This window comes from Streptomyces lydicamycinicus (genome assembly GCF_000829715.2).
GTDB lineage: Bacteria > Actinomycetota > Actinomycetes > Streptomycetales > Streptomycetaceae > Streptomyces > Streptomyces lydicamycinicus.
Genome location: NZ_BBNO01000001.1, coordinates 192,326 through 213,586 on the forward strand (window position 1 = coordinate 192,326; position 21,261 = coordinate 213,586).

The following is a 21,261-nucleotide window of genomic DNA, read 5'->3' on the forward strand; positions in this document are numbered from 1 at the left end:
GCCGCCAGGCGCAACGGCGAGCAACACCCACGGCGGGAAAGCCGAAAACGTGGGAAGCCCGCTTATCGCGGAGCGATGTCCTCGTACCCGGCGATCTCCCGCGGGCTCCGCGCGCTGGGCCCCACATACCGGGCCGACGGCCGAACCAGTCGGCCCGTCCGCTTCTGTTCCAGGATGTGCGCGCTCCACCCCGCCGTGCGGGCGCAGGTGAACATCGAGGTGAACATGTGCGCCGGGACCTCGGCGAAGTCGAGGACGATGGCGGCCCAGAATTCGACGTTGGTGGCCAGCACCCGGTCCGGGCGGCGGCTGCGGAGCTCCTGGAGGGCGGCCTTCTCCAGTGCCTCGGCGACCTCGAAGCGGGGGGCGCCCAGCTCCTGGGCGGTCCGCCGCAGCACCCGGGCGCGGGGGTCCTCGGCGCGGTAGACACGGTGGCCGAAGCCCATCAGCCGGCCGCCCTTGTCCAGCGCCTGCCGGACGTAGGCCGACGCGTCGCCGGTCCGCTCGACGTCCTCGATCATGCCGAGGACGCGGGAGGGCGCACCGCCGTGCAGCGGCCCGGACATCGCGCCGACCGCACCGGACAGCGCGGCAGCCACATCCGCGCCGGTGGAGGCGATGGAGCGGGCGGTGAAGGTGGAGGGGTTCATGCCGTGCTCGGCGGCCGAGGTCCAGTAGGCGTCGACGGCCTTGACGTGCTGCGGGTCCGGCTCGCCGCGCCAGCGCTTCATGAAGCGCTCCACGATGGTGTCCGCCTTGTCGATCTCCTTCTGCGGCACCATCGGCAGGCCCGGCCCGCGGGCCGACTGGGCCACGTACGACAGCGCCATCACCGCGGCGCGGGCGAGGTCGTCACGGGCCGTCTGCTCGTCGATGTCCAGCAGCGGCTTCAGGCCCCATACGGGCGCGAGCATGGCGAGCGCCGACTGCACATCGACCCGGATGTCACCGGAGTGCACCGGGATCGGGAAGGGCTCCGCGGGCGGCAGCCCGGGGTTGAACGCCCCGTCGACCAGCAGCCCCCAGACGTTTCCGAAGGACACCTTGCCGACGAGATCTTCGATGTCCACACCGCGGTAGCGGAGCGAACCGCCTTCCTTGTCCGGCTCGGCGATCTCCGTCTCGAACGCGATGATTCCTTCGAGCCCGGGTACGAAGTCGGACATCAGGCAGCTCCTCAAGATGGGGACGGCAAACGGTCCGTGACCGGCTGCCGTGCGGTCGAGTCTCTGGTGTGCGGTGCCGGTGCGGTTCCGCGGCTGCGCCGGCAGCTCGCGGTCCGTACCGGTCACCCCGGTGATGCCCCGCCAGGGGGTGGGTCACGCGACGGTCTTGTCCGCGGTGGTCGGTCCGCGGGCGGCCAGGTGCGCTGTGGTGCGCCCTTCAGGCCGGACGGACACGATAGCTCTCCGCGCCCGGGGTCCACAGGGGGCCTGCCCCTGATTGTGGCGGGTCCCTCACCTGCGGGGAGGGGCGCGACCCGCACACCGGTCGATCTGCTGTCGGGAGGGTTACGGCCGGTCGACGAGGGGCAGACTTCCGCCCCTCCCGGCTGACCGCGTCAGACCGGGTGTTGCAAGATGAGGCCGTGCACCCCGCCGACGCGCCCCATGCCGAGACCCCCGATCCCTCCTCCATGCGTGCCCACTACCGCGCCGAGGGACTCGTCGAGTCCGACCTCGCCGCCAGCCCGTACGACCAGTTCGCGCGCTGGTTCAAGGACGCGACCGTGGCCGGTCTGCACGAGCCGAACGCGATGGTCGTCTCGACGGTGGACCCGGCGGGCCGGCCGAGCTCACGGACCGTCCTGCTGAAGGCGTTCGACGACCGCGGCTTTGTGTTCTTCACGAACTACAACAGCCGGAAGGGGCGGGAACTGGCCGAAAATCCGGCCATCTCGCTGCTGTTCCCCTGGCACCCCCTCGCCCGACAGGTCGTGGTGACCGGCACCGCGGAGCGCATCGGCCGGGACGAGACCGCCGCCTACTTCCGCACCCGCCCGCACGGCTCCCAGCTGGGCGCCTGGGCCAGTGACCAGTCCGCACGGGTCGGCTCGCGCGAGGAACTGGAGCGCGCCTACGAGGAATTGGCGGCCCGCTACCCGGAGGGCGAGCAGGTGCCGGCACCGCCGCACTGGGGCGGCTACCGGATCGCCGCCGAGACGATCGAGTTCTGGCAGGGCCGGCTCAACCGGCTGCACGACCGGCTGCGGTACGTGCGGGCGGGCGACGGCTGGAGCGTGGAGCGTCTGGCGCCCTGAGGGCGGGACGGCGCCGCCGGGACGGTGCCTCCGGCGCCGGGCGTGCGCCTGTCGTGTGCAGACGCAGACGACCCGCGGGCTGTTTCCTCCGCGCTGTGTGGCGCGAAGGGCCGGTCGGACGAACCGGCAGCCCGCGGGTCGGGTGACTGCTTGGGATTGGCCGGCTGCGCATCTCAGGATGCGCTGGTCCGGCGCTGCACTGCGGTGAAGCGACGGGCCGCTAGCCCGCAGCCACCTCACGCGTCCGGTGCGAAATCATCTGCCGAACCACCTCCCTTCTCGTGTGCTCAACACACTAGGAACCCGTCCGGCCGCACACAAGGGAATTTCCCGTTGGCAACGATTTCCGCGAATCCCGTGTGTGCTGTGTCACGTTCCAGTTGAATGTTCCCAGGTGGAGCATGTGTGGCCGCGTTCGTGAGGGGTGCCAGTGACTGCTTCGTCAGCTTCTTCCGCCTCGTCGGCCTCGGCGCGCTGCGCCGCCGACGAGACCGAGGACTCGGGTCTGCTCGCCGCGCTGCTGGACGGTATGGACGCCGCCCTGGTCGCGTTCGCCGCGGACGGCACGGTCACCCACTGGAACCACGAGGCCGAGCGCATTCTGGGCTGGACCACCGCCGAGGCCGTCGGCCGTACGGGCCTGACCGGCTGGGCGGTCCGCAAGGAGGACGCCGACGGGATCGAGGCCGCACTGGCGGCCGCGATGCGCTCCCCGGGCCGCCAGGTCCATGAGTTCGCCCTGCTGACCAAGGACGGCCACCGCGTGCTCGTCCGCACCCAGTCCTCCGCGGTCCGCGCCCCCGGCGGCCGGGTCGCGGGGGTGTACTGCGCCTTCAGCGAGGTGCACACCCAGATGGATCTGGAGCGGTCCATCGCGCTCAGCGAGGCGCTGTTCGAGGATGCGTCGTGGGGCGTGGTGCTGATCGACGCCGATCTGCGGCCCGCGGTCGTCAACGCGCACGCCGCCCGCGCCCTGGGCGTGGGGCGCACGGCCCTGCTGGGCCGCCCCCTGGGTGAGCTGCTGGCGCAGGGCGTCGAGGAACTGGAGTGCGCCCTTCAGCACGTCCTCGCCGAGGGCGCGCCGCCGGCCGTCAGCGAGCTGTGGGTGACGCTGCGCGCCGAGGCCGAGGTGCCGCGCCGGTGCTGGCGCAGCGGCTTCGTCCGGCTGGCCTCCCCGATGGCGGAGGAGCCGGTACCGCTGGGCGTGGCCTGGCTCTTCCAGGACATCACGGCCACCAAGCGTGCCGAGCAGGAGAACTCCCTGCTGCGCTTCCGTGCCCAGCAGCTCCACCGCGCCGGCCGGGCGGCCGCGGACTGCCCGGACCCGGCCGAGGCCGCCGCGGTCCACCTGGACTTCGCCCTGGCGGGCTTCGCCGACCACGGCCTGGTCGATCTCGCCACGACGCCCGCGCCCGCACCGTTCGGGGCGGTCGCCGAGGGCGATGCGCTCGACGCGTACGAGACGCAGGGCGCGACGGGCGGGGTGGGCGTGGAGTCTGTGGCGGGCGCGGCGGGTGGTGCCGAGCCGGGGTCCGGGGCCGGGGACGCCGCTGCCGCCGGGACGGATGCCGGGCGCCGGACACCGGCGGGCACGCCGCGGCTGGTGCGGGCGCTGGCGTCCCCGGCCGGTTCGCCCGGCCCGTCCGGGACGCCGGCGGCGACCGGCATCCCCGTGCCGTATGTGCCGGGCCATCCGGCGCTCCAGGCGTACGAGCGGCGCGGTTCGGTGCGTACCAGTGCCGGGCCCGCCTCGCCCGAGGGCTGGGCGGCGGCCCGCCGTTGGCCGGACGGCACCGTGCACGGGCTGTGCGTGGTGCTGTGCAGCCGCGGCCGCAGGCTCGGCGTCGCGACCTTTCTGCGGGCGCCCGCGCGCCGCCCGTTCGACCGCGCGGACGCGGACTACGCCGAGGAGGTCGCGGCCCGGATCGCGGCGGCCCTGGATCTCGCTGGTGCGGCCTCGCGCTGAGCGCGCCGGCCGCTCACTGCCGGTAGAAGATCCGGTCCGCGTAGGCGCTCATCACCCCGGCGTTCCAGTCGTGCCCGCCGTCGACGTTCCCGGAGCGCAGCAGCGGTGGCTCGATGCCCCGTTCGGCGAGGGTGCCCGCGGCCGTCGCCACCACGGCCTGCATGATCGCGCTGGTGACGACCGTGGAGGCGGGGGCGAACGGCGCGTCGATGCCCGCCAGCGTCAGCTCCGCGTCACCGACCGGGATCCGGCTGTCCAGCACGAGATCGCAGTGGTCCTTGAGGAAGTCCCCGGAGGTGTGCCGGGACGTGGTCGCCTCCGCGTACGCCACCGACGTCACGCCGATGACCTTGATGCCGAGGGCGCGGGCGTGCCGCGCCATTTCGACCGGCAGCGCATTGCGCCCGGAGAGCGAGATGATCACCAGCACATCGCCCGGCTCCAGCGGGCTGGTGTCCAATACGGCCCCGGCCAGCCCGTCGACCCGCTCCAGCGCGCTGCCGAGGGTCGCGGGCCGCACGTCCACGCCGACCACGCCCGGGACGGACAGCAGATTCATGATCGCCAGGCCGCCCGCGCGGTAGACCGTGTCCTGGGCGGGGAGCGAGGAGTGCCCGGCACCGAAGGAGAAGACCCGGCCGCCCGCCGCGACGGTGTCCGCGATCAGCGCTCCGACGGCGGTGATCCGGTCGCCCTCCTCGTCGCGGACCCGCCGCAGCAGGTCGATCGCGGCGTCGAAGTACTTCCCGGCCAGCCGGTCGCTCCGGTCGCTCTCAGCCATTGCCGCGGGCCCCTCTCGTCGGATCTCGGCGCATTTGATCAGTGGCGCGGATCACGTTGCGGTCTGGACCAGTGCCCTGTCAATACGGTGGGGAAAGCCCGGTGCGTGGACGAGGCGGCACCGTTGTCAGTGGGATGCGTCAGAATTGAGTTCAGGGCCACCGCACCACACATCGAGGGGCACGCATGTCCGGACTGATCGACACCACGGAGATGTATCTCCGCACCATCCTCGAACTGGAAGAGGAGGGTGTGGTGCCCATGCGCGCCCGCATCGCGGAGCGGCTCGAACAGAGCGGCCCGACGGTGAGCCAGACGGTGGCGCGCATGGAGCGAGACGGCCTGCTTCAGGTCGCGGGCGACCGGCATCTGGAGCTGACGGAGGAGGGCCGCCGGCTGGCGACGCGGGTGATGCGCAAGCACCGCCTCGCCGAATGCCTGCTCGTCGACGTCATCGGGCTCGAATGGGAGCAGGTGCACGCCGAGGCGTGCCGCTGGGAGCATGTGATGAGCGAGGCGGTCGAGCGCCGCGTCGTGGAACTCCTGCGGCATCCCACGGAGTCCCCGTACGGCAACCCCATCCCCGGGCTGGAGGAGCTGGGCGAGAAGACCGGGGGCGACCCGTTCCTGGACGCCGGCATGGTGAGCCTGATGGACCTGGACGCCGGGGCCGACGGGAAGACCGCCGTGGTGCGCCGGATCGGTGAGCCGATCCAGGCGGACGCCCAGCTGATGTACACGCTGCGGCGGGCCGGTGTGCAGCCGGGCGCGGTGGTGAGCGTGACGGAGTCGCCGGCCGGGGTGCTGGTCGGCAGCAGCGGCGAGGCCGCCGAGCTGGATTCCGAGATCGCCTCGCACGTCTTCGTCGCCAAGCGCTGAGATCGGTTTCGGCTGGTTTCCTTTTCGCACTTCCGCCCATATCTCGTCCACGAGCCCGCTGAGCTGCGCCGACGCGCCGTTCGGCGGGCTCGGCCCGTTCCTTCCCGCTGAACGGACTTGTGCGAATCCGTGCGATACGGCCGGTCTCGTGCCACCCTGACGCATGGCCATGCATCGGCCTGTCCTGGCCAGGGAGGGGGCTCGGATGCATCCACATATTCGGGAGACAGTCAGGGCCCCGGCGCTGCGAGCAGCCGGGGCCCTGCCTCCCCATGTCCCCCACCCCAGACCCGGAGCCCCGAGCTCCCAGGGTCTGTCCCCACGGGCCCCCTTCCCGGTAGGGCCCGCCTCCCGGCAGATGTCTCCCCGTGGCGGGCGCGGCCAATCCTTGAGCGAGGTCACTCGAACGAGGGGTGTTCCGCGTCGGAACGGCGCGTTCGAATAGGGGTTCGATAGTGTGGAGCTGCTCAAGGGACGATTGGGGGTGCCAGGGCACATGGTGCGGCGCATCGATGTAGCAGGGGCGGGCGGCGTGCGGCTCGCCGCCTGGGAGTTCACCGACCCGCCCAAGATCGGCGGCGGGCTGGAGGAGGGCGAGCAGCGGCCGGGCGTGCTGCTGCTCCATGGCCTGATGGGGCGCGCCTCGCACTGGGCGGCCACCGCACGCCGCCTGAGTGCCCGTCACCGCCCGGTCGCGCTGGATCAGCGGGGCCACGGCCGCAGCGAGAAGCCCGCCGAGGGGCCGTACGACCGCGAGGCGTATGTCGATGACGCCATCGCCGCCATCGAGCAGCTCGGCCTCGCCCCGGTCGCTCTCGTCGGGCATGCCATGGGCGCCCTGACGGCCTGGCAGTTAGCGGCCCGAAGACCGGATCTGGTCAGTGCGCTGGTCATCTGCGATATGCGGGCATCGGCGCTGGGCGCGGCCTCGCAGCGCGAATGGACCGAGTGGTTCCGGTCCTGGCCGGTGCCGTTCGCCACCCTCGCGGATGTCCGCAAGTGGTTCGGCGAGGACGATCCGACCCTGGAGCGGCCCAGACCCGCCCGTGGGGAGTTCTTCGCCGAGGTGATGGCCGAGCGCGCCGACGGCTGGCGGCCCGTCTTCTCCCGCCGGCAGATGCTCAGCGCCCGGGAGACCTGGGTGCATGACGCCCACTGGGAGGAGCTCGCCCAGGTGCCGTGCCCGGCCCTCGTGGTCCGCGGCCTCGATGCCGAACTCGGCCGCGCCGAGGCCCAGGAGATGGTCCGGGTGCTGCCCCGCGGCGCCTATGCCGAGATCCCCGACGCCGGACATCTGCTCCCGTGGGAACAGCCCGACGCCTGGTGCGCCGCCATCGAACCGTTTCTCCATGCGGCCACGATGCCGTCGTAGCGGCCCTCTGCCGTGCGCCACGGCCCCGAGGACCTGGCGCACGGCATCCGGGCCGCCGTCGGCTCAGCCGGCGTTGTCGAACTTCCAGATCAGCGGGGAGCCGCTCTGGTCCTCACCCGCCCAGTGGACCTCCACGGACTTCGCGCCCTTGGGGATCATGTAGGTCTGGCAGATGGTGTGGCTCTGCCCCGCCTTCCAGTTCTCGATGTCCAGGGTGTCCTCGCAGCCCGGACCGTCCTCGGCCGCGCCGATGAGCAGACCGCCGCGCTGTCCGTCCGCGTAGATCTCGGACTCGTCGGCCACGTCGGGCGATTCCTTGACGACGCCGCCGCCCTTGTTCGTGTACTTCACCCAAGCGGTGGCCGCCACCAGGCCCTTGGCCCGCTTCGGGTCCGAGACCAGTTTCTTGGTCTCGGCCTCGGTGCTCACATGCACCTTCTGCGCGGCGACCTCGTAAGTGATGGTCCCGCTCTCTTCCTTGAACTTCCCCGTACCGCCCTGGCCGGGCTTCAGTTCACCGCCGCCCGCCGGGGCCGACGATCCCTTTTCCGTCTTGGGTGCGTCGTCGGTGGTGGTGGTGGTGCTCTTCTTGTTACCGCCACAGGCGGTCAGTGCCACCGCCAGTACGGCGACGGGCGCGGCGGCGCGCAGCAAAGCGGTCTTCTTGTGCAGCACAGCATTCTCCTGACAGACGTTTCCCCCGTCGCACCACTCGGTTCCCATGGGTGTGTGAACGGCCCCATGGGTGTGCGAACGGCTGTGTCAGCGGAGCATAGGAGGGGGCTTTCGGATTTGTCGAAACTTTGCCGTGCGTGGGGCCCGGGACCGTCACCGGTGATTCGCGTGAAATTCCCGAAAAGGCTGGGGTGTTCTGTTGAGCGTTTGTCCAATTGACGGTGAATTCAATGCGATTGATATGCGGCATCAAATGCGGGAGAAATCTTTGAAAGCAGGGGAGTGCGGGAGGGGGCTGCCGACTTCCGGCGGCCGGCTTCCGGCGGCGGGATGCCGGCTTCCGGCTGCGGGCTGCGGACTTCCGGCCTCCGGCTGCGGGCTGTCGGTGGTGGCGGGCTGGGGGCTGCGGTCTGCGGACGGCATGGGGGGACGGGCCGACGGGCGGTGACGGGCGGCGGGTTGTGGACAGCGCTGGGGGGAACAGGCCGGCGGGCGCGGTCCGTGTGTCGGCCGACGGCATGGGTGACCGAGCCCGGAACCGTGCCTCGGTCAGCCCCGGGTACGGGTGAAGTCGCCGCGCTGGACCCGCCCGGTGAGGGAGTCGTCGGCGCCGCTCAGCAGTGAGCCGTAGCCGGTGGCCGCCCAGAGGCTCTCCTCGGCCGGGACCTCGAAGTACGGCACCGGGCGGTTGTCCTGGCGGTCGGTCAGCACCTCCGGGGCGCGCCGGGTGCGTATCGCGCGCAGACAGGTCTCGCAGGCGGCCACCCGCAGTTGCTCGCGCCGGCCCAGTGGCCGCCAGGGTATGCGGCGGACGGCCGGGCCGTGCAGGGGATGGAAGAAGCACAGCGGGAGCGCCGCCGCGGCCCCGGAGAGGGCCGCCCGGCCCTCAGCGACCAGCGCGAACACCCCTGCCAGGTCCGGGACTCCACCCGCCCGGTCCAGGACCGTGCCGGCCGCGGCATACGCGTCGAGTGCCCGCTCGACGGCTGCCGGGGCGCCTTGCGCGGTGCGCGCCTCCTCGCCCAGCCGGACGACCTCCTCGGCTGCCCGGTCCCGCAGCCCCGCCTCGTCCGCCTGCCGGGCGGCGGCGAAGACCGAGCGCGGCAGCGCGAACGGTGTCGAGAGGTCCCGCAGCCGCGACCGGCGCCGCAGCAACAGCCCCACCGCGGCCAGCAACAGCACCGGCCCGACGATGAGGGACAGGAGCCGCACAAGAGGGGAGCCGTGCCCGGGAGCGCTCTTCGCCCCCGCGCCGTCCGCCGTGGTCCGCGTCGGCGCCGGGGCACCGAGATCGGCGGTGGCCCGCTCGTACACCGCATCGCCGTTGCCGGCCTCGATGATGTCGATCGCGCGGGCGACCCGCTTCGCCGGGCCCGCGCCCTTCATGTCCTTCTGGAAGAAGACCGCGGCGGCGGCGTGGAACGCCTGATGTGCGTCCGAGGGCCATTCGCGGGCGGAGATGTCATCGGGCTGGTCCCCGAGGGTGATGAGGATCGCCGGGCCGCCGCCCATCCGGTCATGGACCACCTCGGCGAGCTGCTCCGGCTTGCCGCCCCAGCTGTCGCCCTCCACCAGCGGCACCAGCGCGACCCGGATCGGCAGATGGGTCCGCCGGATCCGCGCGGCCAGCTCCCGCTGTTGTTCCGCGTCGACGGCCGAGGTGAGGGACGGATCGACATGGACGGGGGAGCGGCGCAGCGCGTCGGCGATCTTCTGCCCCGGGCTCTCGGCCGCCGCGGCGGGCGGCACGGTGCAGCACAGCAGCGCGACGGACGCGGCGCCGACGGCGAGGGCCCTGCGCAGCCGGCCGGTGGCGGCGGCCCGCTGCGGGCCGGCGGGGTGGAGGAGGTCAGTGCACACCGAAGTACTCCCGTACATCGCGGGTGAGTTGATCGATTCCGACGCCGTCGCCGAGTGCGGCCAGTGGTCCGGGCAGGGTGGCGTACGGGACGTACCCGCCGCGTCCGCCGCTCCCGGAGGAGCGCAACCGCAACACCGGGCCGAACGCCACCCGGCACGCCTCGCACACCGGCAGCGACCGCGCCGGACCGCCGTCTGCGGGCCGGGCCGTCGCACGTCTGCGGGCCGCGCCGTGCAGCGGGTTGCGGTGGCAGACATGCCGCGCGGCGGCCGGTTCCCCGAGCGCGGTCCGTCCGGCGCGGGCCAGCACCACGGCACAGGCGAGGCCGACGGGTCCGGCGTCGGCGTCGATCCGGCCGTCGCTGTCACCGTCGATCAGGAGTGCCGCGGCGTCCAGGCACTCCCAGGCCCGGCGCCGGGCCTCCTCGGGCGGCGCGGCCGCAGCCTCCAACGCGGCGGTGAGGGCGTCGAGATCCTGCCGGGCGGTGCGCCGCAGCCAGGACAGGGTGGGCCGGTCCGGTGCCGCGGGTGCCACGGCGCCGCCCGCTCCCGGGGCCTCCGGCCTCCTGCGCCGGACCAGCCGGCGGGCGACGGCACGGGCCGCCGCCACCAGCCCGAAGACCAGACCAGCGGCGAACGTGCCGATCACCATGCCGGGTTCGAAGTCCCCGGTGAACAGACCGGGCAGCGCCTTCTCCTCGACCGGGTCGGCGGCGGGCGGCGGGTCATAGGGCCTGCCGCCCGTCTTGGCCCGCGGGGCCTTGCCGACATACGTGAGCAGCTCGTCCAGATGACGGCCCAGCTGCTCCTCGGCGGGCCCGGTGTAGGTGAGGTCGCGCGGGCGGTCGACGAGATAGCTGTCATCGACGCGGGTGCTGTAGTTGACGAGTTCGATACCGCCGGTCGCGGGGTCGGCGAACACCATCAGGGCATCGCGCCGCAGCCGGTCGTGCACGTGCTTGGCCAGCAGCTCCGTGCTGCCCCCGGACTCGTCGTCCGGTGGTGTGGGCAGGGCGGCGATCACCACCGGAACGTCCAGCTCCCGCAGCCGCTTACGGAGCCGGTCACGCTCGGCGCCGTCCAGCGTGGACCGGCTCTCCGGGTCGAGGTAGAGCGGGTCGTGGCGCAGCCCGGCGGACACCCGGTCGATCCGGGCCCGCATATCGGCGGCCGTGGGACGGGAGCCGTCGCCACTGGTCGTGTCGTCGAAGACCTGGGACGCGGTGAAGGCGATCAGCCCGCCCAGTACGGCGGCACCCGCCATCAGAGGCAGCAGCCGCGCGCGGGGGAACGGACCGGGATCCCCACCCGGCCGCTGCCGGGCGCTCCCCGCCCCGTTGCCGGCCTTCATTCCCCCGCCGGCCTTCTCGCCCCCGCCCTGCGCACCACCGCGCGCCGCCGGTACCCGTACCGCTCCGCCCGCCGCCGCGGCCCGCCGCACCCGGCGTCGCTGGAGGGAATGGACCGTCACCAGCAGCACGGTCAACGGGATGCCGAGAACGGCGATGCCCGTCACAAAGCTCTGGTTCTCGCGCTCGGTGGTGTCGGTGTGCAGACCGGGGCCGTCGTCCAGCCCTTCGTCCTCGTGTGCGGCGCGGGCTTCCTCGGCACGCTGATGCGCCTGCCCGGAGGCGACCACCTCGACGAAGTGCCGGAACACCTCGCGGGGAGTGGCGTCGTACGGCATCGCGTACACCGCTTCCGAGACGGCGTCCGCCGTGCCGGGCAGGTCCACGCCGTAGGTCTGCGCCGCGTCCAGGCCCGAGTCGCTCAGGGCGACATACAGGCCCCGGCGCCCCAGCCGGTCATGGACACCGGCGAGCAGGCCGTCCGCCTCGGTGCCGTAGGAGGTGTGCGGCAGGACCATGACGTACGTCGGAACGCCCAGCCGCCGGGCCTCGCGGGCGAAGGAGGGCGCGGTCGAGCGGGGGACCTCGCGCGGGATCTGGTCGCTGACATAGACCGGGCTCTTGCGGAGCTGCGCGGCGAGGTACGCGTACTGCGTCGGGTCGCCGGGCGCGTCCGGGCCGGCCGGCGCCGCCTGCACCGCCCCGGCGCAGAACAGCACCGCCAACCAGCCCGTCACCAGCACCCATCCGGCGCGCCGCACCGCCCCCACCACCCCTCGTCCAGGTCGTGGATGACGCTACCGCCACCGCGCGCCGGCCGGTGCGGCCTGTGGATAACCTTTCGGCGAGGCCACCGCCGCCCGGCCGGCGCGCTCAGCCCTTGCTGACGGCCGCCAGAATCTCCGGCAGCCGCTGGGCGGCCCGCGGCGCCATCACCCGCAGCCCCAGCTGCGCGATGCCCACGCCGTAGACCGCACCGAGCGGCAGCAGCACCCACAACAGGTGGTGCAGACCGGCGACATGGAGCCAGATCGTCAGCGCCAGCAGCGGCGCGCACAGCACGGCACCCACCACGACCCCGCCGAAGAGGCTGAACCAGGCGATCGCGCCCTGTCCCGGTGCGACGTTCTTGTTGCCCTCCGAGGGGATCGAGTACGGGAAGAACACCGACGACAGCGCCCCGGTGGCCAGCAGTGCGCCCAGCACCGCCAGCGAGAGCCCGTACACCTCCAGGAAGGCCGACCACGGCCCGATGAGCGCCGCGCTGCCGACGACGACCAGCGTGACGTACGGGATGGCCACCAGCGCCAGTGCCAGCGCGCGGGCCCGCAGTTCCTGGTAGGCGTCCCGCGGGGTCGCGATCGTCGAGGCGACCATCCAGAACGCCGAGGTGTCCTGTCCGAACTGGTTGTACATCTGCATGCCGAGCAGCGTGGCGGCCGAGAACGCGGTGTAGATGCTGCCGTTGCCCTGGAGGGACGAGATGACCGGCACCAGCAGACCGGCGGCGAGCGCGGTCGACCACGACATCTTCGACTTGGGGTCGCGCCAGCCGTAGCGCAGCGTACGGAGGATGACCGTGCCGGTGCGCCCGCGCGACAGCAGCCGCGCAAGCCCCCGCTCCCCGCCGCCGGACCGCCGCGCGCTGTCCTTCTCCACCGCCTGGAGGGTGGAGGAGTCCGGGGACGTCATCAGGGTGGTCAGGGTGCGCTGCCACCACCACAGCAGCAGGACCAGTGCCAGCACCGTCAGTCCCAGGCCGGCCAGCGCCCGCCCGTACGCGCCGTGTCCGGCGTCGTCGACGGCGGCCACGGCCGAGACCGGCGGCACCCAGCGCAGGATGTCGCCCAGCGGCTCCAGTACGGACAGGCCGTCCGACCGCCCCAGTTTCTGGGCGGCGATGTTGACGCCCTGGGCGCCGATGGCGATGAACAGACCGCTCAGCACGGCGAGGTCACGGCCCCGCCGGCTGGTCAGCAGCCGCACCGAGGCGGTGGCGACGGCCCGCGCCAGCGATACACACACCAGCACCACCAGGACCACGGCCACCACACCGACGGCCGCGGCGGCCGCCCCGTCGGCGACCGCGATCACCGAGCCGGTCACCAGCGCGAGGGTCACGAACGGGCCGATGCCGACGAGCGAGGCCACCAGCAGCGAGACGATCAGCGGCCGCGGTCGCAGCGGCAGCATGACCAGCCGGGTCGGATCGAGCGTCTCGTCGCTCGCCGGGAAGAACAGCGGCATCGCCGCCCAGCCCAGGGTGAGGATTCCGGTCAACAGCACGACCAGCGCGCCGACATGGGCGTTGCCGCGCAGCGCGATCAGTCCCGTCACGACGCCCGCGGCGAACAGCAGGCCCACGAGTACGGAGGAGACATACGCCAGCGTGCGCCCGGTCGACTGGCGCAGCCCGTTGCGCAGCAGGGTCAGCTTCAGCCGTACGAAGACGGCGGTCAGGGACGGCGCGGCGGCCGGTCTTACGGCCGCAGCGGCGGATTCGGTGCTCATCGGGCGCCGCCACCGCCCAGCCAGTCCAGGTTCGCTCCCGCGCCCCGGTCGCCCGCGCCGACGAGTTCCAGGAACGCGTCCTGGAGCGAGGGCGCCGCGCCGCGCACCTCGGCGAGCGGGCCGTCCGCCCGGATCTGCCCGGCGGCGATCACCGCGACCCAGTCACAGAGAGACTCGACCAGCTCCATCACATGGCTGGAGAAGATCACCGTCGCACCGGAGGTGGTGTAGCGCTCCAGTACACCGCGGATCGTCTGCGCCGACACCGGGTCGACGCCTTCGAAGGGCTCGTCGAGGAAGAGGACCTCGGGGTTGTGCAGCAGCGCCGCGGCCAGCCCGATCTTCTTGCGCATACCGGTGGAGTAGTCCACCACCAGCTTGTGCTGCGAGCCGGCCAGATCGAGCACGTCCAGCAGCTGAGCGGCCCGCTTGTCGACCTCGTCGCCCGGCAGACCGCGCAACCGCCCTATGTAGCCGAGGAGTTCGCGGCCCGACAGTCGCTCGAAGAGCCGCAGCCCCTCGGGCAGCACCCCGATCCGGGACTTGACGGACACCGGGTCCTTCCAGACGTCGTGCCCGCCGATCTCGACCAGCCCGGCGTCCGGCCGCAGCAGGCCCGTCACCATGGAGAGGGTGGTGGTCTTACCGGCGCCATTGGGGCCGACCAGTCCGATGAAGCGGCCGGCGGGCAGCGTCAGATCGATGCCGTTGACGGCGATCTGCTCGCCGAACTTCTTCCACAGGCCCTGGATGCGGACGGCGGGCGGACCGGCCGCACCGCCCCCGGGGGCCGCGGCCGGCCCGCCCGGAGAAGTGGCCGTGGTGCGCTGCGGCGGTGCCGATGCGCCCCGCTCCTCGATGTGTTCCGGCTCGTTCGCCACCGGTCCTGCCCTTCGACGTCCCCGCAGGGGCCGGTCCCGACCCCCGTCCGGCATCCCACGATACGGGCGGATACCGGGACGGGGCGGGACTGTGGACAGCCTGGGGACAAGGGGAGCGGACCGGTCCGGGATCAGCGTGCCCGGAGGGCGACCGCGTCCCGTGCGCAGGCATAGGCGAGCGGGCTGATCAGTTCCTCCGCGTCCGGCAGCCAGCGGTTGGCGGGGGTGGGGCGGCACGCCCACTGCACCACGCCGTGCGCGCCCACACGGGTCGGCGGTGCGGCGATGTACTCGCCCTCGCCGCGGCAGATCAGATCGAGCGCGGCCGGTGCCCAGCCCAGGGTGCGTACGAGGGCGGGCACCTTCACCGAGGCGCCGGGGAGCACGAGGAAGAGCATCCGGCGGGCGGGGGTACGGGTGACCGGGCCCAGGGTCAGCCCCATCCGCTCCATACGGGCCAGCGCCAGACAGCCCGCGGTCTCGGGCACGTCGAGCGCCTCGAACGTCCGGCCCGTGGGCAACAGGATCGAGGCGCGCGGCTGCTTGCTCCACATCCGGCGGACGGCGGTCGCGCTGCCGCTGGCCTGTCCGGCCCAGCCGGGCCCGGTGGGGTGCGCGCCGGGTGCGGCGCAGTCGGCGGCGTCGCACGAGCAGCGCGGGGTCTCACCGTCGTGCTCCAGCCATGCGCCGGGGAAGACGTCCCAGTGCCGTTCTTCCGCGTAACGCACCGCAGTGTCTATCAGCTGCTCGCCGCGCTGTAGGGGGATGTGCGGGGCTTCTGTGACTCCGATGGTTTTTTCCACGCTGAGGACAACTTCCGTCGTCACCAAGGGTTACGGCTCAGGGGTGGACCTCGGGGCGCATCGTTCTCGCACGTGGGGCGCATGGGTGCACCGGTGGGGGCGCGTATGCGGGCGGGGCCCGAGGAGCGGGTAGCCACCTGCGTGACGGGCGGAGGGACCGCCCGGCGGCAGTCCGCAGTGCACCCGGGGGGAGCCCGGCACGGCGGCGCCGCGATCTGTGCACGGCACCGCGCAGCTTTCCCACCCGTGAACGGCGCTGGGCGCCGAGGAGGCACCGGACCTGGCGCAAAAGTGCTCAGGACCGAGCATCCTCGGCACAGTGCATATCACACCGATCCCACCTATCGCGCATATTCAGGATCTCTCGGATATCCGGCATATTCCTGGGGAATCGATCACGGGTAACGGCGTTCGGCGGTGAACGCACAGCGGTACTCAGGGGGTACAAGCATGGCCGCCAGGCCACTCGTCGCACGGCAGCCCAACGAACGGCTCCAGGCGCTGATCCAGGAAGCCGCCTGTTCCAACGCGGGCCTCGCCCGCCGCGTCAACATGTGCGGGGCGGAACACGGTCTCGACCTCCGCTATGACAAGACCTCCGTGGCCAGATGGCTGCGCGGCCAGCAACCACGGGGCCGCGCCCCGGCCGTCATCGCGGAGGCGCTGGGGCGCAAACTGGGGCGCACGGTCACCATCGACGAGATCGGGATGGCCGACGGCAAGAACCTCGCGTCCGGGGTGGGGTTGCAGTTCTCGCCCACCGTCCTCGGGGCGATCGAGCAGGTCTGTGAGCTGTGGCGCAGCGATGTCGGCCGGCGCGACTTCCTCAGTGGTTCCACGGTCGCGGCGTCCGCCCTGGTGGAGCCCAGCCGCGACTGGCTGATCACCGGGGCGGACACCCAGGTCGCCCGGAACGCCGGTGCCCGGGTCGGGATCTCGGACGTCGAGGCGGTCCGCGCGATGACCACGGCGCTCAGCGAGCTCGACCACCGGTTCGGCGCCGGACACGTCAGACCGGTCGTCGTGCACTACCTCAACAGCGTGGTCTCCGGACTGCTGGCCGGTTCGTACCGGGAGTCCGTCGGGCGCGAACTCTTCGCCGCCGTCGCGCGGTTGACCGAACTGGGCGGCTACATGGCCGTCGACACCGGCCAGCCCGGCCTCGCCCAGCGCTACTACATCCAGGCGCTGCGGCTGGCCCAGGCGGCCGGGGACCGCGGCTATGGCGGCTACGTCCTCGCCGCGAGCATGAGCCATCTCGCCGCCTCGCTCGGCAATCCACGGGAGATCGCCCAGCTCGCGCGCGCCGCACAGGAAGGTGCTCGCGGCCATGTCACACCGCGCGCGGAGGCGATGTTCTGCGCCGCGGAGGCGCGCGGGCATGCGCTGATGGGCGACGGGCGGGCCTTCGAGGTGGTGGCCGGCCGGGCGGTCGCCGCACTGGAGCGCGCCGAAGCGGCTGCCGACGCGGGCGACGACCCGGTGTGGATCGCCCATTTCGACCAGGCCTACCTGGCCGATGAACTCGCCCACTGTCACCGCGACTTGGGGCAGCCGGGGCCCGCCGCGCAGCGGGCGCAGGAGGCGCTGGACGGGCATCCGGCCGGCCGGGCCCGGCGCCGGGCCATCGGCCTGCTGCTGCTGGCCGGCGCGCAGGTGCAGCAGCGCGAGGTGGAACAGGCCTGCCATACGGGCACCCAGGCCGTCGACCTGCTGAGCGGACTGCGTTCGGACCGTGGCGCGGAATATCTGGAGGACTTTCAGCTGCGTTTGGAGCCTTATCGGGACGAACCGGTGGTGCGGGAGTTCAGTGCGCGGCTGGAGTTGCGGGCCACAGCGGCGTGATCAGTGCCTCATCACAGGGGTGACGACTGCTTTGTCGTGCGACGTCGGGTTTTGTCGTGGGGTGACGGAAAGCCCAGGCGGCGGGGCCTGCCCGGGGGTTATGGGGGCGGGCAGGGGCGGTGACCAGGCGACGTGGTCGAACGTTGCTGCGACCCGGTAGCGTGCAGCCGACGATTCCGTAGGTCTGCACGTTGGTAGGAGTCACGGTGACGCAGAGCGGACAGGGTCACGACCCGCAGAATTCTGCGGCCGGTCCCGCGCGAGAGGGCATTGTGCTGCCCGCCAACGGTGAGCCGTGGGTGCCCGACCAGCAGGCCGCGCCGCCGGCCGGCCAGCCGTGGGGCCAGCCCTGGGGACCCGGCCAGCAGGCCGCCGCCCCGCAGTCGTACGGCGAGGCGCCCGCCCAGGGCCAGTCCGCCCCGCAGCAGGGATACGGCCAGAGCCCGCAGCAGGGCTACGGCCAAGGACCGCAGCAGGGCCACGCCCCGGCGCAGGCCCCGCACCCGCAGGGCGGCCAGGGCTTCCCGGCACCGCCCCAGGGGCAGCAGCCGCCGGCCATGCCGCCCTCGGCGCCGCAGCAGGCACCCCAGCAGCCCGCCGCGCCGCAGCCGCAACCCGGCTTCGACGCCGAGGCGACGGCGCTGCTGCCGCCCGGCGCACAGCCCGGCCAGGCTGCGCCCGGCGCGCTGCCGTCCGAGGGCCCGCAGTCGTACGGCCAGCAGATCCCGCAGCAGCCATACGGCCGGCAGACGCAGCCGCCGCAGCAGGCCCAGCAGCCTCAACAGCCGTACGGGCAGCAGCCCCAGGGCCAGTCCGGAGAGCTGGTGCGGGCGACACCGCAGACCGGTGCGCCGCTGCCGCCCGCCTCGGGCGACGCGGAGGCCACCGCGCTGATTCCGCCCGTCGGCGCCCCGGCCGGTGGCCCCGGCAGCGCGCCGCTGCCGCCCGAGGCGGCCTCGCGCCCCGAGACGCCCGACGAGTCCACGACCATGCTGCGCGCGATCAAGCCGAACCAGGGCGGTCCCCAGGGCCGGCCGATGCCGCAGTCCCAGCCGATGCCCGGTGCCCAGGGCGCGGGCGACGCCGAGGCCACCCAGCTCATCTCCCCGGTGGGCGCCGCCACGCCGCCCCCGCCGCCCGGCGCGCCGTACGGCGTGCGCCCCGGCGCGCCCGGTGACCGTCCCACCCCCGCCGAGTTCGACGGCCTGTTCCGCGACGGTCCGGGCGCACCCGGCCAGGCCGGACCGGCCGCCGCCCCGGACTCCACCGCGCAGCTGCCGCGTTTCGAGGACCCCGGCCGCCCGCCGTACGAGCAGCAGGGCCAGGGCTACGGGCAGCAGTTCCCGCCCGGCGGCGGCTACGAGCAGCGGCCCACGTTCGACGACGGCGGCAGCGGACGCCGCCGGCTCGCCCCGGCCGCGATCGTCGGCATCGTCATCGTGGCGCTCGCGGGCGCCGGCCTCGGCCTCGGCTGGGCGCTGAGCGGCGGCGGCAGCGAGGAGACCGCGAAGAAGCAGGGCTCCGGCGCCGACACCCCCAAGGAAGCCAAGGAGCCGGAGAAGCCGAAGCCGACCACCGACCCGGCCGAGTCCCAGGCCAAGGGGCTGGACGCGCTGCTGGGCGACAGCAACAACAGCCGCTCCTCGGTGATCAATGCCGTCAACAGCATCAAGACCTGCCACAACCTCGGTGGCGCGGCCAAGGACCTGCGGGCCGCGGCCGGGCAGCGCAACGATCTGGTGAAGCGGCTCCAGCAGCTGCCCGTCGACAAGATTCCGAACCATGACCGGCTGACCGCCGCGCTGACCAAGGCCTGGCAGTCCTCGGCGTCCGCGGACAACCACTACGCCGCCTGGGCCGGGCAGGTCGGCGGCAAGAAGGGCTGCCACAAGGGCAAGGCCCGGGTCACCCGGCAGACCGCCCAGGGCAACGCGGCCAGCGGGCAGGCCACCCTCGCCAAGAAGCAGGCGGCGCAGATCTGGAACCCGCTCGCCAAGAAGTACGGGCTGACGGAGCGCCGCCCCGAGCAGCTCTGAGCCGGGCCGGGACGGGCGCCGCCGGGCGGCCCGTCCCGCTCAGCTGTCCGTGCGGCGCCGTTCCAGCGTCTTGGTGACGTTCACAAAGCCGTGCTGGGCGGAGACCAACTCGCCGTCCCGCACGACCTGGTAGGTCACCGTCCCGTTCACGATGCGGGGGAAGTCCTGGACGGCGAGCATGTCGTCCTCGCGCCAGCGCAGCTTCGGGGTCAGGCCGCCGGTGTCGACGGCACGGTCGCCGCGGTCCAGCGCGGTCTGGAGGGAGTGCGGGGTGATGTCCTCGACGCCCTGGTCATCGAGCTGCTCGATCATCGACCGCAGCACCGTGTAGGCGATCCAGGTCGTCTGCGCGCCCTGGTCGGCGGGGTCGATGCGGTTGTCGTTGAACGCGAAGTCGTTGATGACCTTGCGCATCGGCGCCCAGCGGGAATCTCCGGCGGCCGGATACCAGCCGGTGATGTCCGCGCCTTCCAGCGGCCCGGACCTGCCGCCCGTACGGTTCACCAGGGCCTGGCCGACGCTGCCGAGCACGGAGGCGACCCGCACCCGGGGGCTGTCCTCCTGGAGCCGCCGGAACGAGTCGAAGAACGCATCGGTGTGATCGCCGAGCGAGGCGGTCACACAGGAGCCGTCCGCTTTGCCGCCGGCCTCCGACGTCCCGTAGACGGCCGGGTCGGCGCCCACGCCGTCCAGGGCGCGGTTCACCGCGGACGAGTAGTCGGTGCCGTCCTCGGGTGCCTTGATGTCCTTGGCCGGGTGCCGACTGCCGTTCTCCAGGCCGGAGTTGAGCAGGGACGGCATCTGGTCGCCCTGGATGGTGTCCGGGCGGACCAGTGCGACGCGTTGGCAGTCGCGCGCCAGCTGGCGGCCGTTCCCGGCGAGCAGGGAGGCCTGCCCGCCGTTGACGGGGTAGGACAGCGGGCTCTCGAACTCCTCGTCCGAGGCGCCGTAGCCGCCGATGAAGGGAACGCCCTTGACCTCCAGCGGCGACATGAACGAGCGGCCGAACTGGCTGTAGGAGCCGACCACCGCGACCGCGCCGCGGTCCACCGCGCGCTGGGCGCACTGCGCGGCGGCCACCGAGTCATTGCGCTCGTTGCAGGTCAGTACCCGTAGGTGATGCCCCCTGATGCCGCCCCGGGAGTTGACCCAGCGGGCGTAGGCCTGCGCCATGGCGGGCATACCCGGCATATTGGTCGCCTTGGTGCTCTCGGGGGCCCAGGTCATGACCGTGACCGGGTCCTTCTCCCCGGAGCCCCCCGAGACTCCGGGGAGGGAGCCGCAGCCCGAGAGCAGCGACGCGATGACCGCCGTACATGCCACCGCCGCACCGACCGCGGGGGCGTGAGAAGAAGGGCGGGGGGAGGAGCGTCGCCGTCCGGTCATGACACCGCAGCCTTCCGTCCTGCCAGGAACGGCCGAGTGACGACAAGGCAACGGATGGTGACGTCAAGGTGAACTCCGGGGGGCCGCTTGAGATCATCCGCGCGGAACGTACGATCCAATACTGTGCAAGGTTCGGAGAAGACTTCCCGTCGCGGCCGCCGCTCGACCACCATGGGCGGCATGCCACTCAACGACATGCCGTGGTGGCGCTGGCGCAGCAATGTGCGCTCCGCGCTGCACATGCTCTCCGACCCCGCCTTCCAGCAGGAGACCTGGCTGGCCGGCCGCCCCGGGTACGGAGATGTCACCGACGCCGTCTACCGGCTCGTCGAGGACACCTGGCTGGACAACTGGTCCGCCGAGAAGTACGTCGGCACGATCTTCCGGGACGCCCAGGAGGCGCAGCTCGTCGATGTCGCCGTGCTGCGGGTGCTGCGGATCATGCACCAGGTCGGCGCGGACGCCCCGGTCACCGCGTACATGGCCCACCAGGGCTGGCCGGAGGCCGTACGGGCGGCCCGTGAGGCCCATGTGCAGCTGGCCACCGCGGACGGCGAGGACCCCGATGCCGCGCCGCGCTCGCTGGAGGTGCTGGCCATCATGACCGGTCAGGCGGACGCCCCGGCCTGACCCGCTCGGCGGGTGTGCGACCCTATGA

The 21,261-nt window shown here is 72.8% G+C and carries 16 protein-coding genes; 7 read left to right on the forward strand and 9 right to left on the reverse strand.

The window, feature by feature from the left end:
• Positions 1 to 62 precede the first annotated feature (62 nt).
• Positions 63 to 1,166: a citrate synthase 2 gene (locus tag TU31_RS00865; RefSeq protein WP_181018505.1), complete on the reverse strand. Its 1,104-nt coding sequence runs from the start codon at positions 1,164 to 1,166 to the stop codon at positions 63 to 65.
• 470 nt (positions 1,167 to 1,636) lie between these two features.
• Between TU31_RS00865 and pdxH the strand changes: the two genes are divergently transcribed.
• Positions 1,637 to 2,260, forward strand: coding sequence for a pyridoxamine 5'-phosphate oxidase (pdxH, locus tag TU31_RS00870; protein ID WP_042149709.1), 624 nt, complete (start codon positions 1,637 to 1,639; stop codon positions 2,258 to 2,260).
• Between the two features lie 529 nt (positions 2,261 to 2,789).
• Entirely contained in the window at positions 2,790 to 4,226 is a 1,437-nt protein-coding gene (locus tag TU31_RS00875) for a PAS domain-containing protein (protein ID WP_423677475.1), read from the forward strand.
• A gap of 13 nt (positions 4,227 to 4,239) precedes the next feature.
• On the opposite strand, the gene TU31_RS00880 is transcribed toward TU31_RS00875, so the two are convergent.
• On the reverse strand, positions 4,240 to 5,007 hold the full coding sequence (locus tag TU31_RS00880; RefSeq protein WP_042147336.1) for an SIS domain-containing protein: 768 nt from the start codon (positions 5,005 to 5,007) through the stop codon (positions 4,240 to 4,242).
• 185 nt (positions 5,008 to 5,192) lie between these two features.
• Here TU31_RS00880 and TU31_RS00885 point away from each other — a divergent pair, with 185 nt between their 5' ends.
• Positions 5,193 to 5,885: an iron-dependent transcriptional repressor DtxR gene (locus TU31_RS00885; protein WP_042147339.1), complete on the forward strand. Its 693-nt coding sequence runs from the start codon at positions 5,193 to 5,195 to the stop codon at positions 5,883 to 5,885.
• A 496-nt stretch (positions 5,886 to 6,381) separates the two neighbouring features.
• The gene (locus TU31_RS00890) at positions 6,382 to 7,257 is read left to right on the forward strand and encodes an alpha/beta fold hydrolase (RefSeq protein ID WP_042147343.1); all 876 of its coding nucleotides are present in this window, start codon (positions 6,382 to 6,384) and stop codon (positions 7,255 to 7,257) included.
• A 63-nt stretch (positions 7,258 to 7,320) separates the two neighbouring features.
• On the opposite strand, the gene TU31_RS00895 is transcribed toward TU31_RS00890, so the two are convergent.
• The 6 genes from TU31_RS00895 to TU31_RS00920 all read right to left on the reverse strand — a co-directional run bounded on the left by TU31_RS00895 (position 7,321) and on the right by TU31_RS00920 (position 15,336).
• A complete protein-coding gene (locus TU31_RS00895) occupies positions 7,321 to 7,929 on the reverse strand; it encodes a hypothetical protein (protein WP_042149713.1) in 609 nt (202 codons plus the stop codon).
• A gap of 552 nt (positions 7,930 to 8,481) precedes the next feature.
• Entirely contained in the window at positions 8,482 to 9,792 is a 1,311-nt protein-coding gene (locus TU31_RS00900; protein WP_042147347.1) for a hypothetical protein, read from the reverse strand.
• On the reverse strand, positions 9,782 to 11,902 hold the full coding sequence (locus TU31_RS00905; RefSeq protein ID WP_245698367.1) for a hypothetical protein: 2,121 nt from the start codon (positions 11,900 to 11,902) through the stop codon (positions 9,782 to 9,784). The genes TU31_RS00900 and TU31_RS00905 overlap by 11 nt, the downstream gene beginning before the upstream one ends.
• A gap of 112 nt (positions 11,903 to 12,014) precedes the next feature.
• Positions 12,015 to 13,652: a hypothetical protein gene (locus TU31_RS00910; protein WP_042147354.1), complete on the reverse strand. Its 1,638-nt coding sequence runs from the start codon at positions 13,650 to 13,652 to the stop codon at positions 12,015 to 12,017.
• The gene (locus TU31_RS00915) at positions 13,649 to 14,533 is read right to left on the reverse strand and encodes an ABC transporter ATP-binding protein (RefSeq protein ID WP_107070594.1); all 885 of its coding nucleotides are present in this window, start codon (positions 14,531 to 14,533) and stop codon (positions 13,649 to 13,651) included. The genes TU31_RS00910 and TU31_RS00915 overlap by 4 nt, the downstream gene beginning before the upstream one ends.
• A 131-nt stretch (positions 14,534 to 14,664) precedes the next feature.
• Positions 14,665 to 15,336 carry a bifunctional DNA primase/polymerase gene (locus TU31_RS00920; protein WP_042147357.1) on the reverse strand — a complete coding sequence of 224 codons (672 nt, stop codon included), beginning with the start codon at positions 15,334 to 15,336 and terminating at the stop codon, positions 14,665 to 14,667.
• 450 nt (positions 15,337 to 15,786) lie between these two features.
• Between TU31_RS00920 and TU31_RS00925 the strand changes: the two genes are divergently transcribed.
• Entirely contained in the window at positions 15,787 to 17,181 is a 1,395-nt protein-coding gene (locus TU31_RS00925; protein ID WP_042147359.1) for an NsdA family TPR-like regulatory protein, read from the forward strand.
• Between the two features lie 206 nt (positions 17,182 to 17,387).
• Positions 17,388 to 19,217, forward strand: a complete 1,830-nt coding sequence (locus tag TU31_RS00930; protein WP_306304246.1) for a hypothetical protein — start codon at positions 17,388 to 17,390, stop codon at positions 19,215 to 19,217.
• Positions 19,218 to 19,256: 39 nt separating this feature from the next.
• On the opposite strand, the gene TU31_RS00935 is transcribed toward TU31_RS00930, so the two are convergent.
• Positions 19,257 to 20,603: an ABC transporter substrate-binding protein gene (locus TU31_RS00935; RefSeq protein WP_042147367.1), complete on the reverse strand. Its 1,347-nt coding sequence runs from the start codon at positions 20,601 to 20,603 to the stop codon at positions 19,257 to 19,259.
• A 171-nt stretch (positions 20,604 to 20,774) separates the two neighbouring features.
• On the opposite strand from TU31_RS00935, the gene TU31_RS00940 reads away from it, so the two are divergent.
• The gene (locus TU31_RS00940; protein ID WP_042147369.1) at positions 20,775 to 21,233 is read left to right on the forward strand and encodes an SCO4402 family protein; all 459 of its coding nucleotides are present in this window, start codon (positions 20,775 to 20,777) and stop codon (positions 21,231 to 21,233) included.
• Positions 21,234 to 21,261 lie beyond the last annotated feature (28 nt).